Source organism: Enterococcus sp. DIV0876 (genome assembly GCF_050529585.1).
In the GTDB taxonomy this organism is placed as follows: Bacteria; Bacillota; Bacilli; order Lactobacillales; family Enterococcaceae; genus Enterococcus_D.
In genome coordinates this window covers 2513983-2531268 of sequence record NZ_CP172882.1, presented here as the reverse complement: position 1 = coordinate 2531268, position 17286 = coordinate 2513983, and the positions used below count along the sequence as shown (strand labels likewise).

The window sequence follows — 17286 nt, the reverse complement described above, 5'->3', positions numbered from 1 at the left end:
AGGGAAGTGAGGAGAATGAAGTGGCGCAAAGTGTGTTTATTTGTTGGACTGATCTTTGTATTAGGGGCTTGTACCAAATTGCCGCAAGAACAATTTTCTGAAGCGTTGACAAGCAAACAAGCTTTTCATGCAGGTGATTTTTCAATGACTATCGATAAATTTGACATGGGAAACAGTCAAGCCTATGATGCTGAAGCCAATATCTACGCTTCGATGATCATGACACAAATCGTTGGGACGAAGGTATCTGGAGAATTTGTCCAAGACCAAGAAAGTGAAGCCGTATCCCTTGATATGACGATTGGATTTGGTGGAGAAGCTATACCTGTTTCGATGATTATGGACACAAAAGCAGACATAGTGTATGTATCTGCTGATATCTATGAAACACTCATGGGATATGTGATGGCTTATGGGGATAGTCGTTATCAATCAACACCAGGGGTGACAGATCTTGAAGGTAAATTTATCCGTATAGACGATGCTGATTTAGACAGCTATCTGGGAGAAGATACCGCAGACACGCGGACAAAAGATGCTCCTATATTGCCAATGTTGGGTACTTTCAATAGTGAGACCTTTGCTGATTATCTCAACACGTTAGATAGGGATTCCTTTGAAAAAAAAGGCGACGAAATCAGCCACACATTTACCAAAGCAGAATTGACAGACTATCTTGCGTATGCCAAAGAACAGGATTCAGATACTCAATTAGATGAACTGCAATCAATGCTTGATTCCGTTTCAGACATAACGATCAAAACCACGGTCAATGCCAATACAAATAAACAAACCATGGTGGTTGATCTGGTGCAAGCAGATGAATCACAACTGGAAATAGGCATGACGTTTACTTTTACTGGCAAAAAGAGCGATCAATCTGTCACCGTTCCGGCTGCAGAAGATGTGATCGAAGCAGAAAAACTATTTTCAACATATGACAGTTATGATGGTACTGATACCACGACATCAGAAGATTGGACTTCCTTCATGCTGACAGATGATGAGTTTGACGCTTTGATCGATGAAGTCAATCGCATGGCGGGGCAAATGAGTCAGGAAGAAATTGATTTTTATTTGAGTTTTTATCAAGAGTATTTAACAGAGGCGCAATACCAACAACTCGTTGAAGCTTTGCAAGTGGGTCAAACGTTATAATAAAAAATCGGATTGATTATCTGGATGATAATCAGTCCGATTTTTTTAAATACGATTTTTATTGCGATTGGCAACAAGTCTTAACAACACAGTGGCAACTGCCGCAGTGGCTATTCCCGCCACCATGGCCTCTGGGATACCCTGTGTCAAAATCACACCCAGAATTGCGGTATAGATCGCACGTCCGGCTTCGCCAATGACGTTGGCATACTCTTGATGAAACAAGAAGTAAATCAAATTCATCACCAAAATCGTGTTGGTCAATCCACCAGCAATCCCTGCCAAGAGTAAAGCCAAACTTTGTCGTTTGTTTTTCCACATCTTTTGGCAGCCTTTAAACACAAAATAAGGCACGACACCAATCAAGATGCGGGGGATCAATGCCACGATAATGGCTTTCCAACTTCCTTGATCACTGCCGTATAAAGGCACGAAAGGAGAAAAGACAAAGGACAATGGCGTGATGATCAGTGTTGAACGGACCATGCTGATGATGCCAAAGGCGCCCCCCAAGAATCCCCCGATCCGCGGACCCAAAATGATCGAGGCAATAATGACGGGAATATGCATCGTTGTCGCATTGATCGGTCCCAATGGAATGAAGCCTAAAAATGGAACAGACGCAAGTAAAATCAAGATTCCTAAGAAGAAAGCGGTCAAGACTAAATCAAAGGTTGATCGTTTTTTCATCGTCAGACACTCCGTGTTTCTAAAGTTTCAAAAGCTTTTTCTAAAATTGTTTCAGTAGATGCAAGTGCACCTTTGCCAAAATCGCCGCAAGCCAACAACGCTTCACGAGGATCGATTTCTTCAAAACCAACTTCTCGTAAAATGGCTAGGTTGCGTTGGACGATCGGATTTTGATACATGACGGTATTCATGGCTGGTGCGATCAAACGAGGAACTGACAAGGGCAAAGCCAATGCAACGGTCGAAATCAAATCGTCTGCTAAGCCATGGGCCAGTTTACCGATGAGATTGGCGCTGGCTGGGGCCAATAAGAAGAGATCGGCTTGCTTGGCTAGTTCGATATGGTTGATGCGGTCCGGTTGCTTTTCTTGCATGACATCGACATGGATCGGCCGCTTAGACAATGATTGCAACGTTAAAGGTGTGATAAATTGTGTGCTGTTCTTGGTCATTAAGACGTCGACAGCATAGCCTTTTTTTGTCAACTCATTGGTTAGATCGGCTGCTTTATACGCAGAAATACTGCCGCTGATACCAAGTAATACATGTTTTTGTTTCATTATTGTTTCTCCTTTACATAAGATACTAAACACGTTGCAAGTCTTGTTGCAGCGTTGTAACGATCAATTCAGCCAATTCAGCCTTATTTTTTCCTTGGCCAACTTCACCAGTTTGATTCAATAAATAGCCAATGTGCTGGCTGCCATCAATCTGCTGCAAATCATTGGCCAATACATAGTCCGCCTGACTTTTGATCAGGCTGGTATGGGCGACGCTGAATAACTGCTCTTTAGTGACGTTGGTCAATAATTTGAATCCGACCAACAAGGTATCAGGTTGCAATTGTTTGATGATTTGGATCACTTTTGGGGTTTTCTTCAAAACCAAAAATAAATGATCGGTGTCTGAAGAAATTTTTCCCGTTGATTGTTCCTGTTCTGCCAGAACTTGTTGGATCAGTTCTGGGGTCACTTGATTGCCAAAATGTGGTAACGCCTGATTGATCGCTTGATAAAAGGCAGGTTCAGAAAAACTGGTTGCTGGAGTAAAATCACTCACTGCCATACTGTGGATGACCGCATCATACCGCTTGGAAGTTAATAAGTGTTGCAATGTCTCGAATAGATCATTGGTTCCTTCAATGAAATAAGTCGTCAAACGCGGATCTGCTTGCGGCTGCTTGGCTGCTTTGGTTGTCACATAATCAATGTGACATCTCGAATCTTTAAGCCACGCGTGAGCCAGTGCTTGACCTAAGGCACCAGTCGAATGATTGGTAATGGCTCGGACATCATCGATTCTTTCAGATGTGCCGCCAGCGGTAATCAAAATATTCATCAGTCCAAAGCCACCTCCACGATGGTTCGGCCTTGATGGGTTCCAGCTAATAAGGCTTCTAGTGTAGTGGGCAACTGAGCCAAAGAAATCGATTGTGTTTTCAATTGATCAATGACAGACCATTCGCCAGCTAATTTTTCCCAAAGTGCTATTCGTCTATCATGCGCAACATTGACAGAATCGATCCCTACTACCCGGATCCCCCGCAAAATAAAGGGGAGGACGGTTGTTTCCAGTTTGATTCCACCTGCATTGCCGCAAAGGAATGCGCCGCCGCCATAAGCGATTTGGGGCAGGAATGCACCAATCAATTCACCGCCAACCGTATCGATGACAGCCGAAAATTGTTGTTTGGCCAATGGTTTGATTTTCTCAGGCATCACTTCTGCTGGCGTCACGATTGCATGAGCGCCTAAATCGTATAACCATTGGGCGTCTTTTTTGCGAGAAAGGGCAATGATGTTGGTATAGCCTATTTTTTTTAATAAAGCGATGCTGACACTGCCCACACCACCGCTGGCACCCGTTACTAAGATAGCGGCCGATTTTTCAAGTTGCAAGTCTTCTAATGCTTGAACAGCTAGAGCGGCTGTAAAACCTGCGGTACCATAAATCATGCTGTCTTTCGCCGCTAAGGCATCCGGTCTCTTGATGAGCCATTTTGCAGGGACGCGCTGATACTGACTGTATCCGCCAGGATGAGAAACTCCCAATCCATAGCCTGTCAGTAAGACTTGATCTCCTGGGGCAAAGGCAGCTGATTGACTGTCAATTACTTCTCCAGCTAAATCGATACCAGGGGTCATCGGATAGCTGCGAATCACGCCGCCGTTTTCTTTCGCCGCTAAGGCATCTTTATAATTGACATCAGAATAGGCGACACGAATCAAGACATCACCTGCAGGCAGATCATTTAAAGTAGCAGTGGTTACTTTTGCCGAAAATTCAGGTTCATTGGCTACGCGAAAAACAGAAAAACTGGTCATAACTGACCCTCCTTTGGTTGTTTGTACCCATGATACCACAAGCGCCATCATTTTTGATTCTTGAAGTGAGAAAAGCTGTGATTTGATCAGGGCCATGAATGGAGAAACAGATATTTGGTGAAATAGCCGCTTCTCAGATACACTAAATGAATAAGCAGAAACAGACGCAGCAGTTTTTACAAACAGTCATTCCACTTAGTCAAGCAACCTTGGTCTATCAAAAATACCCCACGAAAAAAGTCTGTGTTTTTGTGAAAAAATACTTGTTTTTTTTATATTTATTTGTATACTGGAAAAGGTGAAATTAAACATGAAGTTTACTTATAGCAAACTTTTGTTTAAATTCATGCATGTTCAGGAGGGAATAGCCTATGGAAATTGGTGAGAAGCTGCGAAATCTAAGAGTGCAAAAAAATCTAACACAAGAAGAGTTGGGTGAACGGACTGATTTGACCAAAGGTTATATATCCCAATTGGAAAGAGATTTAAGTTCGCCTTCAATGGAAACTTTTTTCACGATATTAGAGGTTCTTGGGGTGAGCCCGGAAGAATTTTTCCGCGAAGATCATGTCCATCACCAAATCGTTTATCGAGAAGAAGACAGTACCCGTTATTTAGATGAGGAAAATGGGTATGAACTCAAATGGTTGATCCCCGATTCTAACGAGAAAGAAATGGAACCTATTGTCTTGACTTTCGAAAAAGAGGGCGAATACAAGACGTTTGAGCCATCCTTGGCAGAAACATTTATCTATGTGCTGGATGGAACCATTGCATTGACTTTAGGGGATACACAATACAAAGCCCGCAAAGGACAATCCATTTATTATCAGGCGTCAGAGCCGCATCAATTAAAAAATATAGGACGTCAAAAAAGCCGTGTGCTGGTTGTCGTCACAGATTCTTATTTATAAGTACAGGAGGAAGAAGTGTGGGAAAAACAATTATTTCATTCAACAATGTCGTGAAGCGATTTGATGATGACGAAACCGTATTGAAAAGTGTCAATTTTGATATAGAAGAAGGGCGTTTCTATACATTGCTAGGTCCTTCGGGATGTGGGAAAACAACTATTTTGCGGATCATTGCTGGTTTTTCTGATGCAACTGAAGGCGATGTGTATTTTGATGGCCAACGCATCAATGATGTGCCAGCAAACCAACGACAAGTCAACACGGTTTTTCAGGATTATGCGTTGTTTCCCCATATGAATGTCTTCGAAAACGTGGCATTCGGCTTGCGGATCAAGAAACTACCGAAAGACGAAATCAAGAAAAAAGTCTTGGATGCATTGCGTTTAGTGCAATTACCTGGCTATGAAAACCGTGAAATCAGTGAAATGTCTGGTGGTCAGCGACAACGGGTGGCGATTGCTCGGGCAATTGTGAATGAACCGAAAGTCTTGTTATTGGATGAACCATTATCTGCTCTAGACTTGAAATTGCGGACAGATATGCAATACGAATTGCGCGAACTGCAACAAAGATTAGGTATCACTTTTATCTTCGTGACCCATGATCAAGAGGAAGCATTGGCTATGAGTGATGAGATTTTTGTGATGAACAAAGGGAAAATCATTCAAAGCGGTACCCCTGTGGATATTTATGATGAACCGATCAACCATTTTGTGGCCGACTTTGTTGGTGAAAGCAATATCGTTAATGGTACGATGATCGAAGACAATTTAGTGGAATTTGTTGGCAAACGATTTGAATGTGTCGATGGTGGTATGCGGCCAAATGAAGCCGTAGAAATCGTGATTCGCCCAGAAGATCTTAGTTTGACGACCCTAGATAAAGGAAAACTGGTTGTCGAAGTCGATACCCAATTGTTCCGCGGTGTCCATTATGAAATTATCTGCTATGACGAACAAGGCAATGAGTGGATGGTCCATTCCACCCGGAAAGCCGTTGAAGGCAGCAAAATCGGGTTATCTTTTGAGCCGGAAGATATCCATGTCATGCGGTTCAATGAGTCTGAAGAAGATTTTGATGCGCGTTTAGAAAGTTACGAAGATTAGGAGGGAAGCACGTTGACGAAAATGCGTCGTTTTTATGCGATACCCTATATCTTTTGGTTATTGCTATTTGTCATCGCACCAGTATTGTTGATTATTTATCAATCCTTTTTTGATATGAATGGCAACTTTTCACTGGTCAATTATCAAAGTTACTTAGGATCAGGAAAATACTTGATCATGACCTTGAACTCGGTTTGGTATGCCTTTTTGATCACATTGATCACTTTGGTCATCAGTTATCCAACAGCCTACTTTTTGACCAAGTTGCGTCATAAAGACTTGTGGTTATTGTTGATCATCTTACCGACGTGGGTCAATTTGCTGCTGAAAGCCTATGCCTTCATTGGTATCTTTGGTATTCATGGCAGTGTCAACAACTTTTTGGAAATCATGGGTGTGGGACCAAAACAGATTTTATTTACCGATTTCAGCTTCTTAACGGTGGCGGTTTACATTGAACTGCCATTTATGATCATGCCGATATTCAATGCGTTAGAAGAATTGAATCCCTCTTTGATCAGTGCGAGTCGTGACTTAGGTGCAAACAGTTTTGAAACATTCCGCCGCGTGATTTTTCCATTGTCTTTGAATGGGGTCAAAAGCGGTGTCCAAGCAGTCTTTATCCCATCACTCTCGCTATTCATGCTGACCCGTCTGATTGGCGGCAATCGCGTGATCACCCTTGGTACAGCTATTGAACAGCACTTTCTTGTTACGCAAAACTGGGGCATGGGGTCAACGATCGGTGTGATTTTGATCATTGCCATGTTTATTGTGATGCTGCTGACGGGTGAGAAGAAGAAAGGGGGGCAACGCAAATGAAATCATTTCGCTGGTCGAATCTGTATCTGATCGTGGTCTTTATCTTATTGTATGTCCCAATTTTTTACTTAATATTCTATTCTTTTAATGCCGGCGGAACCATGAACGCCTTTACTGGGTTTACATTTGAACATTATCAGTCCGTCTTTCAAGATACCCGCTTGATGATCATTGTTTTGAATACCTTCATGTTGGCTTTCTTGTCGGCATTGTTGGCAACAGCCATTGGTACCTTTGGGGCGATGGGCATATACTATACAAGAAAACGCCGAACACGCACAGCTTTATTGAGTTTGAATAATATTTTATTGGTCTCGCCAGATGTTATCATCGGTGCCAGTTTCTTGATTTTCTTCACCATGATCGGCAACTTATTCCGTGGGTTTAGTTTAGGGTTCTTTAGCGTTTTGCTTTCCCATGTTGCCTTTAGTATTCCTATCGTTGTTTTAATGGTCTTGCCAAAACTGCAGGAGATGAACGATTCGATGATCGATGCCGCCCGTGATTTAGGCGCCAATAATCTGCAAGTCATCAAAAATATCATTTTGCCATTTTTGACACCAGGGATTATTGCTGGCTACTTTATGGCATTTACTTACTCATTAGACGATTTCGCCGTGACATTCTTCGTAACAGGGAATGGCTTTAGCACACTGTCGGTTGAAATCTATTCACGGGCTCGACAAGGAATCAGTTTGGAAATCAACGCATTGAGCACATTGGTTTTCTTATTCTCAATGATCCTTGTGGTTGGCTACTACTTTATCAGTAAAGAAAACGTCTCGAAAAAATTGCGGAAAAACCGCCGGAATCAAGTGGAGGTGGCAAATCTGCGATGAAACGACTACAATCTTTGATTATCGGAATTGTTGCGATCGTCCTTATTTTGCTCTTCGGTGTTCGTGAACTAGAACATTCTTCTGGCATGGCAGGGGCCAAAGTCTTGAATATTTATAACTGGGGCGATTATATCGATCCTGACCTATTGACCAAGTTCGAAGAAGAAACAGGTTACAAAGTCAATTATGAAACATTTGATTCCAATGAAGCCATGTTCACCAAAATTCAACAAGGCGGCACATCTTATGATATCGCTATTCCAAGTGAGTACATGATCCAAAAGATGATGGAAGAAAACTTGTTGAAACCATTGGATCATAATAAAATCAAAGGCTTAGACAATATCGATGCCCGCTTCTTAGACCTTAGTTTTGACCCAGGCAATCAGTACTCGATCCCCTATTTCTGGGGCACATTAGGCATCGTCTATAATGATAAATTCTTTGATGAAGGAGAGATCACCGAATGGGATGATCTTTGGAAACCAGAATTGAAAGACAGTATCATGCTGATCGATGGCGCTCGGGAAGTGATTGGGTTAGGTTTAGACAGTTTGGGTTATTCACTGAATAGTAAGAATGAAGATGAATTGCAAGAAGCCTTCAATAAATTACGAACTATGACACCAAACATTAAGGCAATCGTCGCCGACGAAATAAAAATGTATATGGCCAATGAAGAAGCATCGGTAGCCGTGACTTTCTCAGGTGAAGCAGCCGACATGATGTACGAAAACGAACACATCCATTACGTGATTCCTTCGGAAGGTTCTAATCTTTGGTTTGATAATATGGTCATTCCGAAAACTTCCCAAAATGAAGAAGGTGCTTATGCATTCTTGAACTTTATGCTGGAACCAGAAAATGCTGCGCAAAATGCGGAATATATCGGTTATTCGACACCGAATGAAGCAGCAATAGACTTGCTGCCGGATGACATCACACAAGACGAGCAATTTTATCCATCTGATGAACTGATGCAGCATCTGGAAGTCTATGAAAATTTAGGCTCCGAGTATTTGGGTATCTATAATGACTTGTTTTTGGAGTTGAAGATGTATCGGAAATAATCAAAAAAGACGTAAGTCAGTGGTCGAAGCTGCTGACTTACGTCTTTTTTTGTTGGGGATGGAACGTATTTCTATCAATAAACTGGAAAAGCAACAAAGCTAGTAAATGATATTTGCTTTGTTGTTTTTTTGTTTGGAACAACTGAATATTTTACAGTTATTTTATAAATCAAAATTCAAAAATGTATGATAGCAAAGAGTAGAAATGACTGTTACGGATCGGCGCAAAATGCACGAATACGATTATCTATTGTGTTCATTCGAGTTAGACACTTTTTAAACAGTATTCTCGTCTAACTGATGAATCTGCTTTGAGATGTATTCAATAAAATGTAGAACTGGAATTTGAGTAGTCGCAGTAACATGGATTTGCTCAGTACGCTCAGCAATCATAAACTCTTCGTGAGGAACATAGTATGTTAAAGATATGTCTGCCATTTTCGCTATTGTATTTTTTTTATTGTTTGTTATAGAAATAATGGTAGCCTTTAATAATTTAAAACGAGATAAGCGATTGATGACACTTTTTGTTTCGCCAGAAACGGAGAGTGCAATGATGATAGTATTATGCAAGTTTTCTTCAGGTATCGAATAGTAAGGCGTATCAATGTATTGAGCAGGCTTACCCATGCTTGAAAGATAGAGGGCGCCATACTTAGCTAGAACACCGGAAGGTCCTGCGCCGATAAACAGCACTTTTCGTGATTGACGTATCAAATGGATAACATTGTTTAAAAGCGCTTTCAACTCTTTGTTTTGTTCGTACATTGAAAAGTATTGAATAATTGGTTGTGTAAGTGTCATCTCTGCTTTGGTTGGCCTGATTGTATGTTCCTTGAACTTTAACTTAAAATCAGCCCATCCATCGCAGTCCATTTTTTTACAGAAATTAAGGATGACAGTTGTTGATACATGTGCTTCATCAGCCAATGTTCTTATTTTCATGTGAATAATTCGTTTGTCCAAGTTTAATATGGTGCTGTATACAGCAAATTCTAAATCGTTTAATTGCTGGATTCGTTCATAAGTGAATAGCAAGTTATTTCCTCCTTTCCCAAAATGAAAGCGGTTGTTTTTTTGATTATAGCAAAATATCTAGGATAGTGTCTACAAACCCGTGAAGGATAGGCATTTTCTTTTTTATATCAGTAGTTCTTTTTTTTTATCTGTTTTTTGGTAAAAAACAGGTTTTTTATCGTGTTAAAACCATTGTTGTTGTAAATGGCGTCTGATACATTTTGAGTATAAAAGTGAAGGAGGATTGTAATGGACATTAAGACATCGGTTTTGAAAGAAGGTTTTTTGTGGGGGAACTCTGTCTCGAGTATGCAAACAGAGGGCGCGTGGAACGAGGGTGGAAAAGGGCAATCTGTTTATGATGTGAGAGAAGCGACTGAATGTGCTTCTGATTGGAAAGTGGCAACGGATAGTTATCATCGGTATAGGGAAGATTTCGATTTAATGCAAGAAATGGGGATGAATTGTTATCGATTTCAAATATCCTGGAGCCGTGTGAATCCTCTGGGAGATGGTGGGTTTAATGAAGAAGGGATTGCTTTTTATGATCAGTTTATTGATGAGCTGATCAACCGAGGAATTGAACCTTGTATTTGTTTGTATCATTTTGATATGCCGTTACACTTGGCCGAGAAGTACAATGGGTTTTTGGATAGACATGTTGTAGACGCTTTTGTACGTTATGGGGAAGAAATGGTGAAACGTTTTGGACATAAGGTGAAATATTGGCTGACATTGAATGAGCAAAATTTATACAGTACAACGAAAGCGTTTAAATATAGTGGGTATCTTAAAGGTGAACAAACCCTTGAGGAGTTATATACAATTAGTCATCATGTGATGATGTCTCATGTCCGTTTTTCAAATTATATAAAAACAAATTACCCAGATTGTTTAGTAGGTGGGATGCTGACATACATGGAATTTTATCCGTTAACATCAAAACCTGAAGATATTTTTGCAGCCCGCCAATTAGATGAGTTCTTGAATCATAACTTACTTGAAGTATTTGTAAATGGTTTTTATTCTAGAGAAGTGTTGGCATTTATGGAAAAAGAAAGTCTACTGCATATTTTTCAAGAAGGAGATTTAGCAGAACTTGCAAAAGTAAGAAATGATTTTTTAGCGTTCAGTTATTATGCTTCACATACGGTAGATGCCAGTCTGATTCCAGATAATACGCCTGTCAATTACTATTGGGAAAAGGGATATGTCAAAAATCCGTATTTAGAAGCGTCAAAAGATTGGGGCTGGCAAATTGATGCACTTGGATTGAGAAACATATTGGCAAAGATGAGCAATCGATATAAGATGCCGCTTTTTATCAATGAAAATGGGATTGGAGTCAAAGAATACTGGGATGGCGTGAACGAAATTCAAGACGATTACCGAATTGACTATCATAAAAATCATATACAGGCGATGAAGGATGCAGTCGCATTTGATGGTGTAGATTTGATTGGGTACTTAGGGTGGGGGTTGATTGATATTCTAAGTTCACAAGGGGACATGACAAAAAGGTACGGTATGGTTTATGTGAATAGAGAAAATCATGACTTAAAAGATTTAAGACGCATTCCTAAGAAAAGTTTTTATTGGATGAGAAATACAATTGAAAGTAATGGGGAAGAGCTTTAAAAATGGGGGATAGAAAGGGAGAAAAAAATGGAAGAGAATAAATATTTAGATAAATTCACAATCATCGCTGCAAAGTTTGGCAATCAAGTTCATCTACGTTCGCTTCGGGATGCTTTTGCAGTACTCATGCCGTTCTTTATTTTGGCTGGAATGGCTGTTTTGATTAATAATGTTATTTTCCCTTGGATTTGGGAAGGGGATAGTTTGTGGGCTGCTCAATACTGGGGGAAAATGGTAACCAATGGGACTTTAAACATATCGAGTATCCTATTGGCACCAATGATCGCATATTGTTTATCAAAGAATAAAAATTTTAAAAACCCTATCGCCGCAACCGGGTTGGCCCTTTCTTCATTGGTTGTAATCATGCCGTTTGCAACCAAAGTGACACCAATTGATGCTGAAGCAGCAGTGGATGTCATTGGTGTCATGCGATTTAGCGACTTAGGAACACAAGGAATGTTTGCAGGAATCATCGTTGGGTTGCTTTCAACTGAATTATTTATCAGAATTTCAGCAATCAAACAATTAGAGATCAACCTAGGAGATGACATACCGCCTGCTGTTGGAAAATCATTTAATGTATTGATTCCCGTAATGTTGGTTGTATCCATTTTTGCGGGCTTCTCATTGATTTTATTGACAGTCTTTGATACCAATCTATTGGATTTAGTTGCTAAATTTATTCAAGAACCGCTGCGGGGCGTTAATACGTCATTATGGGGTGCGGTATTGATTTACAGTATTGGGAATTTTCTGTTTACATTAGGTATCCACCAAACAATAGTTAATGGTGTTTTATTGATGCCTGTTGCGTTAATCAATATGAATGAAAATATGTTGGCACTTCAAAACGGAACAGAAATACCCAATATTATAACCAATGTCTTCATACCGACTTTTGGCATGATCGGTGGAACAGGAAGTACGATTTCCTTGATTTTGGCTACAATTATTTTTGGCAAACATCGTGCGACCAAAAGTGTGGCTAAATTAGGAACAGCACCGGGAATTTTTAATATTAATGAACCGGTGATTTTTGGTTACCCTATCGTATTTAACCTGCCACTAATGATCCCATTCGTACTATTGCCTTCTTTAGGATTGATTATCGCTTATTATGCGACTGCTTTAGGTCTTATGAATCATACAGTTGTTTTGATTCCTTGGACAACACCGCCATTGATCAGTGGATTTTTGGCAACCGGTGGAGATTGGAGAGCTATTATTGTTCAATTGATTATTATCATAGGGGGCGTTTTTCTATACTTGCCATTTATGAAGATCAGTGAAAGAACGGCCCAAAAGATGATGGATATGCATGCTTAGAAATGTTGATTTATGAAATAGGTATAACAATGATGGTGATATGGCAAAAAACAGTTCTTAAAGCTACTGAACACAAATGACTGCTTAATGGGATAGATAATTTAAAGACTAATTTTGATAAATCTCATAAGACATTCAATTTTAAAGATGATTTTAATTGTTTCAATAAATAAGGTATATAACACAGAAACAAAGAAAGGCCAAAATCTTAATAGATTGTGGTCTTTCTTTATTTCATGGAAGAATAACTTAATAATTAATCTATGGAAATGAAATGGTATTTAGTAACATAGTAATAACATTATTTTAGAGGAGCCTGATTGAATCCAACTGTGTTTTATCGCTATTTTTTCTTTTTGCTGCCCAAAGTCAATGCCCAAAATGCTCAAACCGGATCAACTCATTTTTTTCTTCCTCTTTCAAAAATTCTTTCGGCGTCATGTTGAATTCTTGTTTGAAGCATCGTAAAAAATGGGTATATGATTTGAATCCGCAACGGTCAAAAGTATCGGTTGCACGTCTTGTTTGCCTTAAAATTTCTTTACTTTTGAGTAGTCTTTTCTTTAGTACATAGGTATGAAAAGTTACACCGGTTTCCTTTTTGAACAATCTTGATAAGACATAAGGACTCAAGAAAATTGCTTTTGCTACCTTGTTCAACGACAAATCATCAGAGAGGTGGGCATCGATATATTTGATCGTCGCGACGATATCTTTGTTTTGGTTGATTGAATGAGATAGGAATAATGGTTCTGTTTCTTCAATAGCTAGTTTATTGATGGTAATCAAAAAATCAATCAAAAATGATTGATAAACCAAGTCTGTACCAAAATTGCTATCAAGTTTATCTTTTAAAGGAAAGAGCAATGATTCTAACAAAGTTGGCGCAATCCTTAAAATACGACTATTTAAACCACCATTTATTTGAAAGCAAGTCGTTAAATCTGTTTGGGCGGTGGATAGTGCTTGCAGGTAGTTGCTGTTGATATAAATATATGAACGCTCAAAAGAATCAGAGGTCTGATGAAGAATACGGTGGAGCACATTCGGCGGGATCAAGATGATCGTACCGGCTTCTAAATGGAATTCGCCACCATCAATAAAGAAAATGGCAGTACCTTGCAGCGTGCAATGAATTTCGTAGAAGCTATGGTAATGATAAAGTGTATTTTCTTCTTCAACTAAATCTTTAATATGAAAGACCTCAAAGCGATCATTGATCATCGTATCTGCACTTTCTTGTTGCATTAAGACCCCTCCACTTCTTTTTAACTATACGCAAAAATAGATAGCAAATGAACAATAACTGCTATTTTTAATGGAATGTAAGCGTGTTATCTTTATTATAACAAAGAATGAAAGGTGGAAATACGTGTGATTTTAGAAAAATTATTTATTGATAAAAAAGTTGTAGAAGAAAAAATCGATTTAATGATTGATAATCTGACAACGATCAAAGATGACAATGGAGAATTCTTATTGGATTTTGATGGACTCAAGGTCGATGACAAGAGCTGGTTTATTTGGAATTGGCCACAAGGTGTTGGGTTGTACGGGATTTACAAGAACTATCAAATCACAAAAAATCCCAAAGCCTTAGCAGTTGTGGAAGAATGGTTTGAGGCGCGGATGCATGAAGGTGCGCCACCTAAAAACGTGAATACGATGGCGCCTTTATTGGCGATGGCTTATTTATATGAAGATACCAGGGATTCTAAATATTTGCCTTATTTAGAACAATGGGCTGAGTGGGTCATGCATGATATGCCAAGAACCGATGAAGATGGCTTGCAGCATGCAACCTATGGACCTGAAAATCGCAATCAGCTTTGGGACGATACATTGATGATGACAGCACTGCCGCTGGCAAAAATCGGTATGTTGCTTCAGCGCCCTGCATATATTGAAGAGGCCAAAAAACAGTTTATGTTGCATATCAAGTATTTAGTTGATAAAAAAACTGGCTTATGGTTCCATGGTTGGACATTTGAAGAGCGGCATAATTATGCGCAAGCACTATGGGCAAGAGGCAATTGTTGGATTACCATCGCTATCCCAGAAATGATTGAGATTCTGGCATTGCCAGAAGGCGATGCTTTTCGCACATTTTTGATCAATACATTGTTAGATCAAATAACCGCATTAAAAGACGTCCAAGATGAAAGCGGGCTTTGGCACACATTGCTTACAGATCGATCTTCATATGTTGAAGCATCAGCAACTGCAGGTTTTGCTTATGGTATTTTGAAAGCAGCCCACAAACGGTATATCGATAAATCATGGGAAGCAGTTGCCTATAAGGCTTTGGCGGGATTAGTTGAAGAAATTGCTGAAGATGGTGAAGTCCAAAATGTCTCGATTGGCACTGGCATGGGTGAAGATTTAGATTATTATCGTTCTATCGGTATCACTGCCATGCCGTATGGCCAATCACTCACTGTGCTGGCATTTACCGAATTGCTCGTATCGTTTTGTTGATTTGTTAGACTAAATAAGGAGAGGTTGAATAAAGATGATCAAGAAAGCATTTCGCATGAAATTATTTTCTGGATATGAACAAGAATACACACGTCGCCACCAAGATCTTTGGCCAGAGATGAGGCAAATGCTCAAAGAACATGGTGCGCACACCTATAGTATCTTTTTTGACGCACAGACCAATGATTTATTTGGTTATTTAGAGATTGAAGATGAGCAAAGATGGCAAGAAGTCGCTGAAACTGCGATAAATCAGAAATGGTGGCATTATATGGCGGATATAATGGAAACAAATCCTGATGCTTCACCGAAGACAATCGATTTAAAACATGTTTTCGATTTAGGATAATGACAAAGTTTCATTGAATGAGATATGAGATAAGCAAAAAAAGACCAAAATCACTGTGGATTTTGGTCTTTCTTTATCTCTGATGCGTAAATTTTTTTACCTCAGGTATAGGTGACACTTGTAGATTATTAAGAAATTTTTTTGGTGTGACACCAGTGATTTTCTTGAAAGTCTGCACGAAATATTCTGGTGCATTGCTAAAACCTGTAAGTGACGCTACTTCATAGACCTTATAATTTTTTTTCAGTAAATCTTGTGCTTTCTTGATACGATATTCAGCCAATTTTTGGTTAAAACGCGTGCCGGTTTCTTTATAGTATGTTTTCCCTAAATATTCTGGATTCAAATAAAGTAAATGGTTGGCAATCCATTTTAATGATAATGCCTCTTGATCATAATATTCTTCAATGATCAGGTTGACCTTTTGTGATAATTGCATGTTCTCATTATCACCCATATTGTGACGCATTAAGTCAATAAAATGAATCAACATAAATTGTAGTTCCTGCCAATGGTTCAATAACATGATTTTTGGTGAATAATCGTCAAAATAGATATCTTTTTTGATGCGATAATTTTCAAAAAGCACCGAAAGTAAATCGTTGATTTGCAAACGTAAGAGTTGCACTGGATAAAGTTCCATTCGACAAGTGGAGAAAAAATTTTCGGTTAATACTTGAGATCGGGTGAGTTCACCTTTGACAATCAGTGACAATAGTTTTTCACGGTAGTCGATATAGAGATGATTTTCGTAAAGATTTTCTTGAGAAATTTGGCTTTCTTGAATCACCTCGAATGTATCAAAATAGAAAGCTTTGTCCAAGTTTCTTTTTGCTAAATGATAACTTGTCAGAAATTTCTCAGGGGAATCGACCCAGCAATTGATAGCGATTCCTTTTCCAAGTGGCGTGGATTGAATTTTCTCTTTAAAAAATTTGTTGAAATCTTTTGTCACACTAAAATTGATAATATAACCAACTTTATTTTGATGCCCTGCAATCAATTCATGCTGGTTGTGATATTGTTCAGTTCTTTTGGCAATAGCATGATAAAACTTAGAATCATAGACATATAAGCAAAATGGAAACGACACTTCTTTTGGTAATGGTTCTTCACCGCAACTGTTGATAAACTGCTCGATTTGCCGTTTGAGATACAAGTTGCTTTCTAATTTTCTACGTTCGGATAATTGAGCTGTCTCTTGCAGTGCAGTGTGCATCTTTTCAGGTAAAATTGGTTTTTCTAAAAAAAACTTCACACCCAAAGACATGGCTTCTTTTGCGAAAGAAAAGCTGCCAAATCCGGTCAAAATAATAATCTGTATGGTTGGATTGATTTCTTTCAATTGCTTGATCAGTTCTATGCCGTTCAAGTTAGGCATGTTGATATCTGTAATGGCAATATCGATGGGGGTTGTTTGGCAATAGGACAGCGCTTCTTCACTGTCAGAAAAAATTTTTTTGACAGTCAGTTGCAGATCAAAGGCTTGGACCATTTTTGCAACACCGTTAGCTATCAACGCTTCATCATCGATAACAATCAAATTTTTCAT

At 39.2% G+C, this 17286-nt stretch carries 17 protein-coding genes; 10 read left to right on the top strand and 7 right to left on the bottom strand.

The window, feature by feature from the left end; genetic code table 11:
- Positions 1 to 15 precede the first annotated feature (15 nt).
- Positions 16 to 1158: a hypothetical protein gene (locus IGI41_RS12015; RefSeq protein WP_430610007.1), complete on the top strand. Its 1143-nt coding sequence runs from the start codon at positions 16 to 18 to the stop codon at positions 1156 to 1158.
- A gap of 45 nt (positions 1159 to 1203) precedes the next feature.
- Here the strand turns inward: IGI41_RS12015 and IGI41_RS12010 are convergent, their stop codons facing one another.
- From IGI41_RS12010 to IGI41_RS11995, 4 genes are read right to left on the bottom strand one after another with little or no spacing between them, the layout of a single operon-like run.
- Positions 1204 to 1848: an ECF transporter S component gene (locus tag IGI41_RS12010; protein WP_430610006.1), complete on the bottom strand. Its 645-nt coding sequence runs from the start codon at positions 1846 to 1848 to the stop codon at positions 1204 to 1206.
- A gap of 2 nt (positions 1849 to 1850) precedes the next feature.
- Positions 1851 to 2408, bottom strand: a complete 558-nt coding sequence (gene coaC / locus IGI41_RS12005) for a phosphopantothenoylcysteine decarboxylase (RefSeq protein ID WP_430610005.1) — start codon at positions 2406 to 2408, stop codon at positions 1851 to 1853.
- 25 nt (positions 2409 to 2433) lie between these two features.
- The gene (gene coaB / locus IGI41_RS12000; RefSeq protein ID WP_430610004.1) at positions 2434 to 3186 is read right to left on the bottom strand and encodes a phosphopantothenate--cysteine ligase; all 753 of its coding nucleotides are present in this window, start codon (positions 3184 to 3186) and stop codon (positions 2434 to 2436) included.
- On the bottom strand, positions 3186 to 4172 hold the full coding sequence (locus IGI41_RS11995) for an acryloyl-CoA reductase (RefSeq protein ID WP_430610003.1): 987 nt from the start codon (positions 4170 to 4172) through the stop codon (positions 3186 to 3188). The genes coaB and IGI41_RS11995 overlap by 1 nt, the downstream gene beginning before the upstream one ends.
- A 371-nt stretch (positions 4173 to 4543) precedes the next feature.
- Between IGI41_RS11995 and IGI41_RS11990 the strand changes: the two genes are divergently transcribed.
- From IGI41_RS11990 to IGI41_RS11970, 5 genes are read left to right on the top strand one after another with little or no spacing between them, the layout of a single operon-like run.
- Positions 4544 to 5086 (top strand): helix-turn-helix domain-containing protein, encoded by a 543-nt coding sequence (locus IGI41_RS11990; RefSeq protein ID WP_430610002.1) that lies wholly within the window; start codon positions 4544 to 4546, stop codon positions 5084 to 5086.
- Positions 5087 to 5103: 17 nt separating this feature from the next.
- Positions 5104 to 6192 (top strand): ABC transporter ATP-binding protein, encoded by a 1089-nt coding sequence (locus tag IGI41_RS11985; protein WP_430610001.1) that lies wholly within the window; start codon positions 5104 to 5106, stop codon positions 6190 to 6192.
- Between the two features lie 12 nt (positions 6193 to 6204).
- Positions 6205 to 7014 (top strand): ABC transporter permease, encoded by an 810-nt coding sequence (locus IGI41_RS11980; protein ID WP_430610000.1) that lies wholly within the window; start codon positions 6205 to 6207, stop codon positions 7012 to 7014.
- Entirely contained in the window at positions 7011 to 7853 is an 843-nt protein-coding gene (locus IGI41_RS11975) for an ABC transporter permease (RefSeq protein WP_430609999.1), read from the top strand. Before IGI41_RS11980 ends, IGI41_RS11975 begins: the two co-directional genes overlap by 4 nt.
- Positions 7850 to 8923 (top strand): ABC transporter substrate-binding protein, encoded by a 1074-nt coding sequence (locus IGI41_RS11970; RefSeq protein ID WP_430609998.1) that lies wholly within the window; start codon positions 7850 to 7852, stop codon positions 8921 to 8923. The genes IGI41_RS11975 and IGI41_RS11970 overlap by 4 nt, the downstream gene beginning before the upstream one ends.
- 276 nt (positions 8924 to 9199) lie before the next feature.
- Here the strand turns inward: IGI41_RS11970 and IGI41_RS11965 are convergent, their stop codons facing one another.
- Positions 9200 to 9961 carry a MurR/RpiR family transcriptional regulator gene (locus IGI41_RS11965; RefSeq protein WP_430609997.1) on the bottom strand — a complete coding sequence of 254 codons (762 nt, stop codon included), beginning with the start codon at positions 9959 to 9961 and terminating at the stop codon, positions 9200 to 9202.
- 228 nt (positions 9962 to 10189) lie between these two features.
- On the opposite strand from IGI41_RS11965, the gene IGI41_RS11960 reads away from it, so the two are divergent.
- Both IGI41_RS11960 and IGI41_RS11955 read left to right on the top strand, forming a co-directional pair.
- Positions 10190 to 11578, top strand: a complete 1389-nt coding sequence (locus tag IGI41_RS11960) for a glycoside hydrolase family 1 protein (protein ID WP_430609996.1) — start codon at positions 10190 to 10192, stop codon at positions 11576 to 11578.
- A 27-nt stretch (positions 11579 to 11605) separates the two neighbouring features.
- The gene (locus IGI41_RS11955) at positions 11606 to 12907 is read left to right on the top strand and encodes a PTS sugar transporter subunit IIC (RefSeq protein ID WP_430609995.1); all 1302 of its coding nucleotides are present in this window, start codon (positions 11606 to 11608) and stop codon (positions 12905 to 12907) included.
- A 369-nt stretch (positions 12908 to 13276) separates the two neighbouring features.
- Here the strand turns inward: IGI41_RS11955 and IGI41_RS11950 are convergent, their stop codons facing one another.
- Positions 13277 to 14155: an AraC family transcriptional regulator gene (locus IGI41_RS11950; RefSeq protein ID WP_430609994.1), complete on the bottom strand. Its 879-nt coding sequence runs from the start codon at positions 14153 to 14155 to the stop codon at positions 13277 to 13279.
- A gap of 183 nt (positions 14156 to 14338) precedes the next feature.
- Between IGI41_RS11950 and IGI41_RS11945 the strand changes: the two genes are divergently transcribed.
- Both IGI41_RS11945 and rhaM read left to right on the top strand, forming a co-directional pair.
- Complete coding sequence (locus IGI41_RS11945; protein WP_430612831.1) at positions 14339 to 15385, top strand: glycoside hydrolase family 88/105 protein; 1047 nt, start codon at positions 14339 to 14341, stop codon at positions 15383 to 15385.
- A 34-nt stretch (positions 15386 to 15419) separates the two neighbouring features.
- Positions 15420 to 15734, top strand: a complete 315-nt coding sequence (gene rhaM, locus IGI41_RS11940) for an L-rhamnose mutarotase (RefSeq protein WP_430609993.1) — start codon at positions 15420 to 15422, stop codon at positions 15732 to 15734.
- Positions 15735 to 15807: 73 nt separating this feature from the next.
- On the opposite strand, the gene IGI41_RS11935 is transcribed toward rhaM, so the two are convergent.
- A complete protein-coding gene (locus IGI41_RS11935; protein WP_430609992.1) occupies positions 15808 to 17286 on the bottom strand; it encodes a response regulator transcription factor in 1479 nt (492 codons plus the stop codon).

Bases quoted from the DNA above. Each gene is read 5' to 3' on its own strand.
- IGI41_RS12015 (WP_430610007.1), top strand. From the start codon at position 16: ATGAAGTGGCGCAAAGTGTGTTTATTTGTTGGACTGATCTTTGTATTA.
- IGI41_RS12010 (WP_430610006.1), bottom strand. From the start codon at position 1,848: ATGAAAAAACGATCAACCTTTGATTTAGTCTTGACCGCTTTCTTCTTA.
- coaC (WP_430610005.1), bottom strand. From the start codon at position 2,408: ATGAAACAAAAACATGTATTACTTGGTATCAGCGGCAGTATTTCTGCG.
- coaB (WP_430610004.1), bottom strand. From the start codon at position 3,186: ATGAATATTTTGATTACCGCTGGCGGCACATCTGAAAGAATCGATGAT.
- IGI41_RS11995 (WP_430610003.1), bottom strand. From the start codon at position 4,172: ATGACCAGTTTTTCTGTTTTTCGCGTAGCCAATGAACCTGAATTTTCG.
- IGI41_RS11990 (WP_430610002.1), top strand. From the start codon at position 4,544: ATGGAAATTGGTGAGAAGCTGCGAAATCTAAGAGTGCAAAAAAATCTA.
- IGI41_RS11975 (WP_430609999.1), top strand. From the start codon at position 7,011: ATGAAATCATTTCGCTGGTCGAATCTGTATCTGATCGTGGTCTTTATC.
- IGI41_RS11970 (WP_430609998.1), top strand. From the start codon at position 7,850: ATGAAACGACTACAATCTTTGATTATCGGAATTGTTGCGATCGTCCTT.
- IGI41_RS11960 (WP_430609996.1), top strand. From the start codon at position 10,190: ATGGACATTAAGACATCGGTTTTGAAAGAAGGTTTTTTGTGGGGGAAC.
- IGI41_RS11955 (WP_430609995.1), top strand. From the start codon at position 11,606: ATGGAAGAGAATAAATATTTAGATAAATTCACAATCATCGCTGCAAAG.
- IGI41_RS11950 (WP_430609994.1), bottom strand. From the start codon at position 14,155: ATGCAACAAGAAAGTGCAGATACGATGATCAATGATCGCTTTGAGGTC.
- IGI41_RS11945 (WP_430612831.1), top strand. From the start codon at position 14,339: ATGATTGATAATCTGACAACGATCAAAGATGACAATGGAGAATTCTTA.
- rhaM (WP_430609993.1), top strand. From the start codon at position 15,420: ATGATCAAGAAAGCATTTCGCATGAAATTATTTTCTGGATATGAACAA.
- IGI41_RS11935 (WP_430609992.1), bottom strand. From the start codon at position 17,286: ATGAAAAATTTGATTGTTATCGATGATGAAGCGTTGATAGCTAACGGT.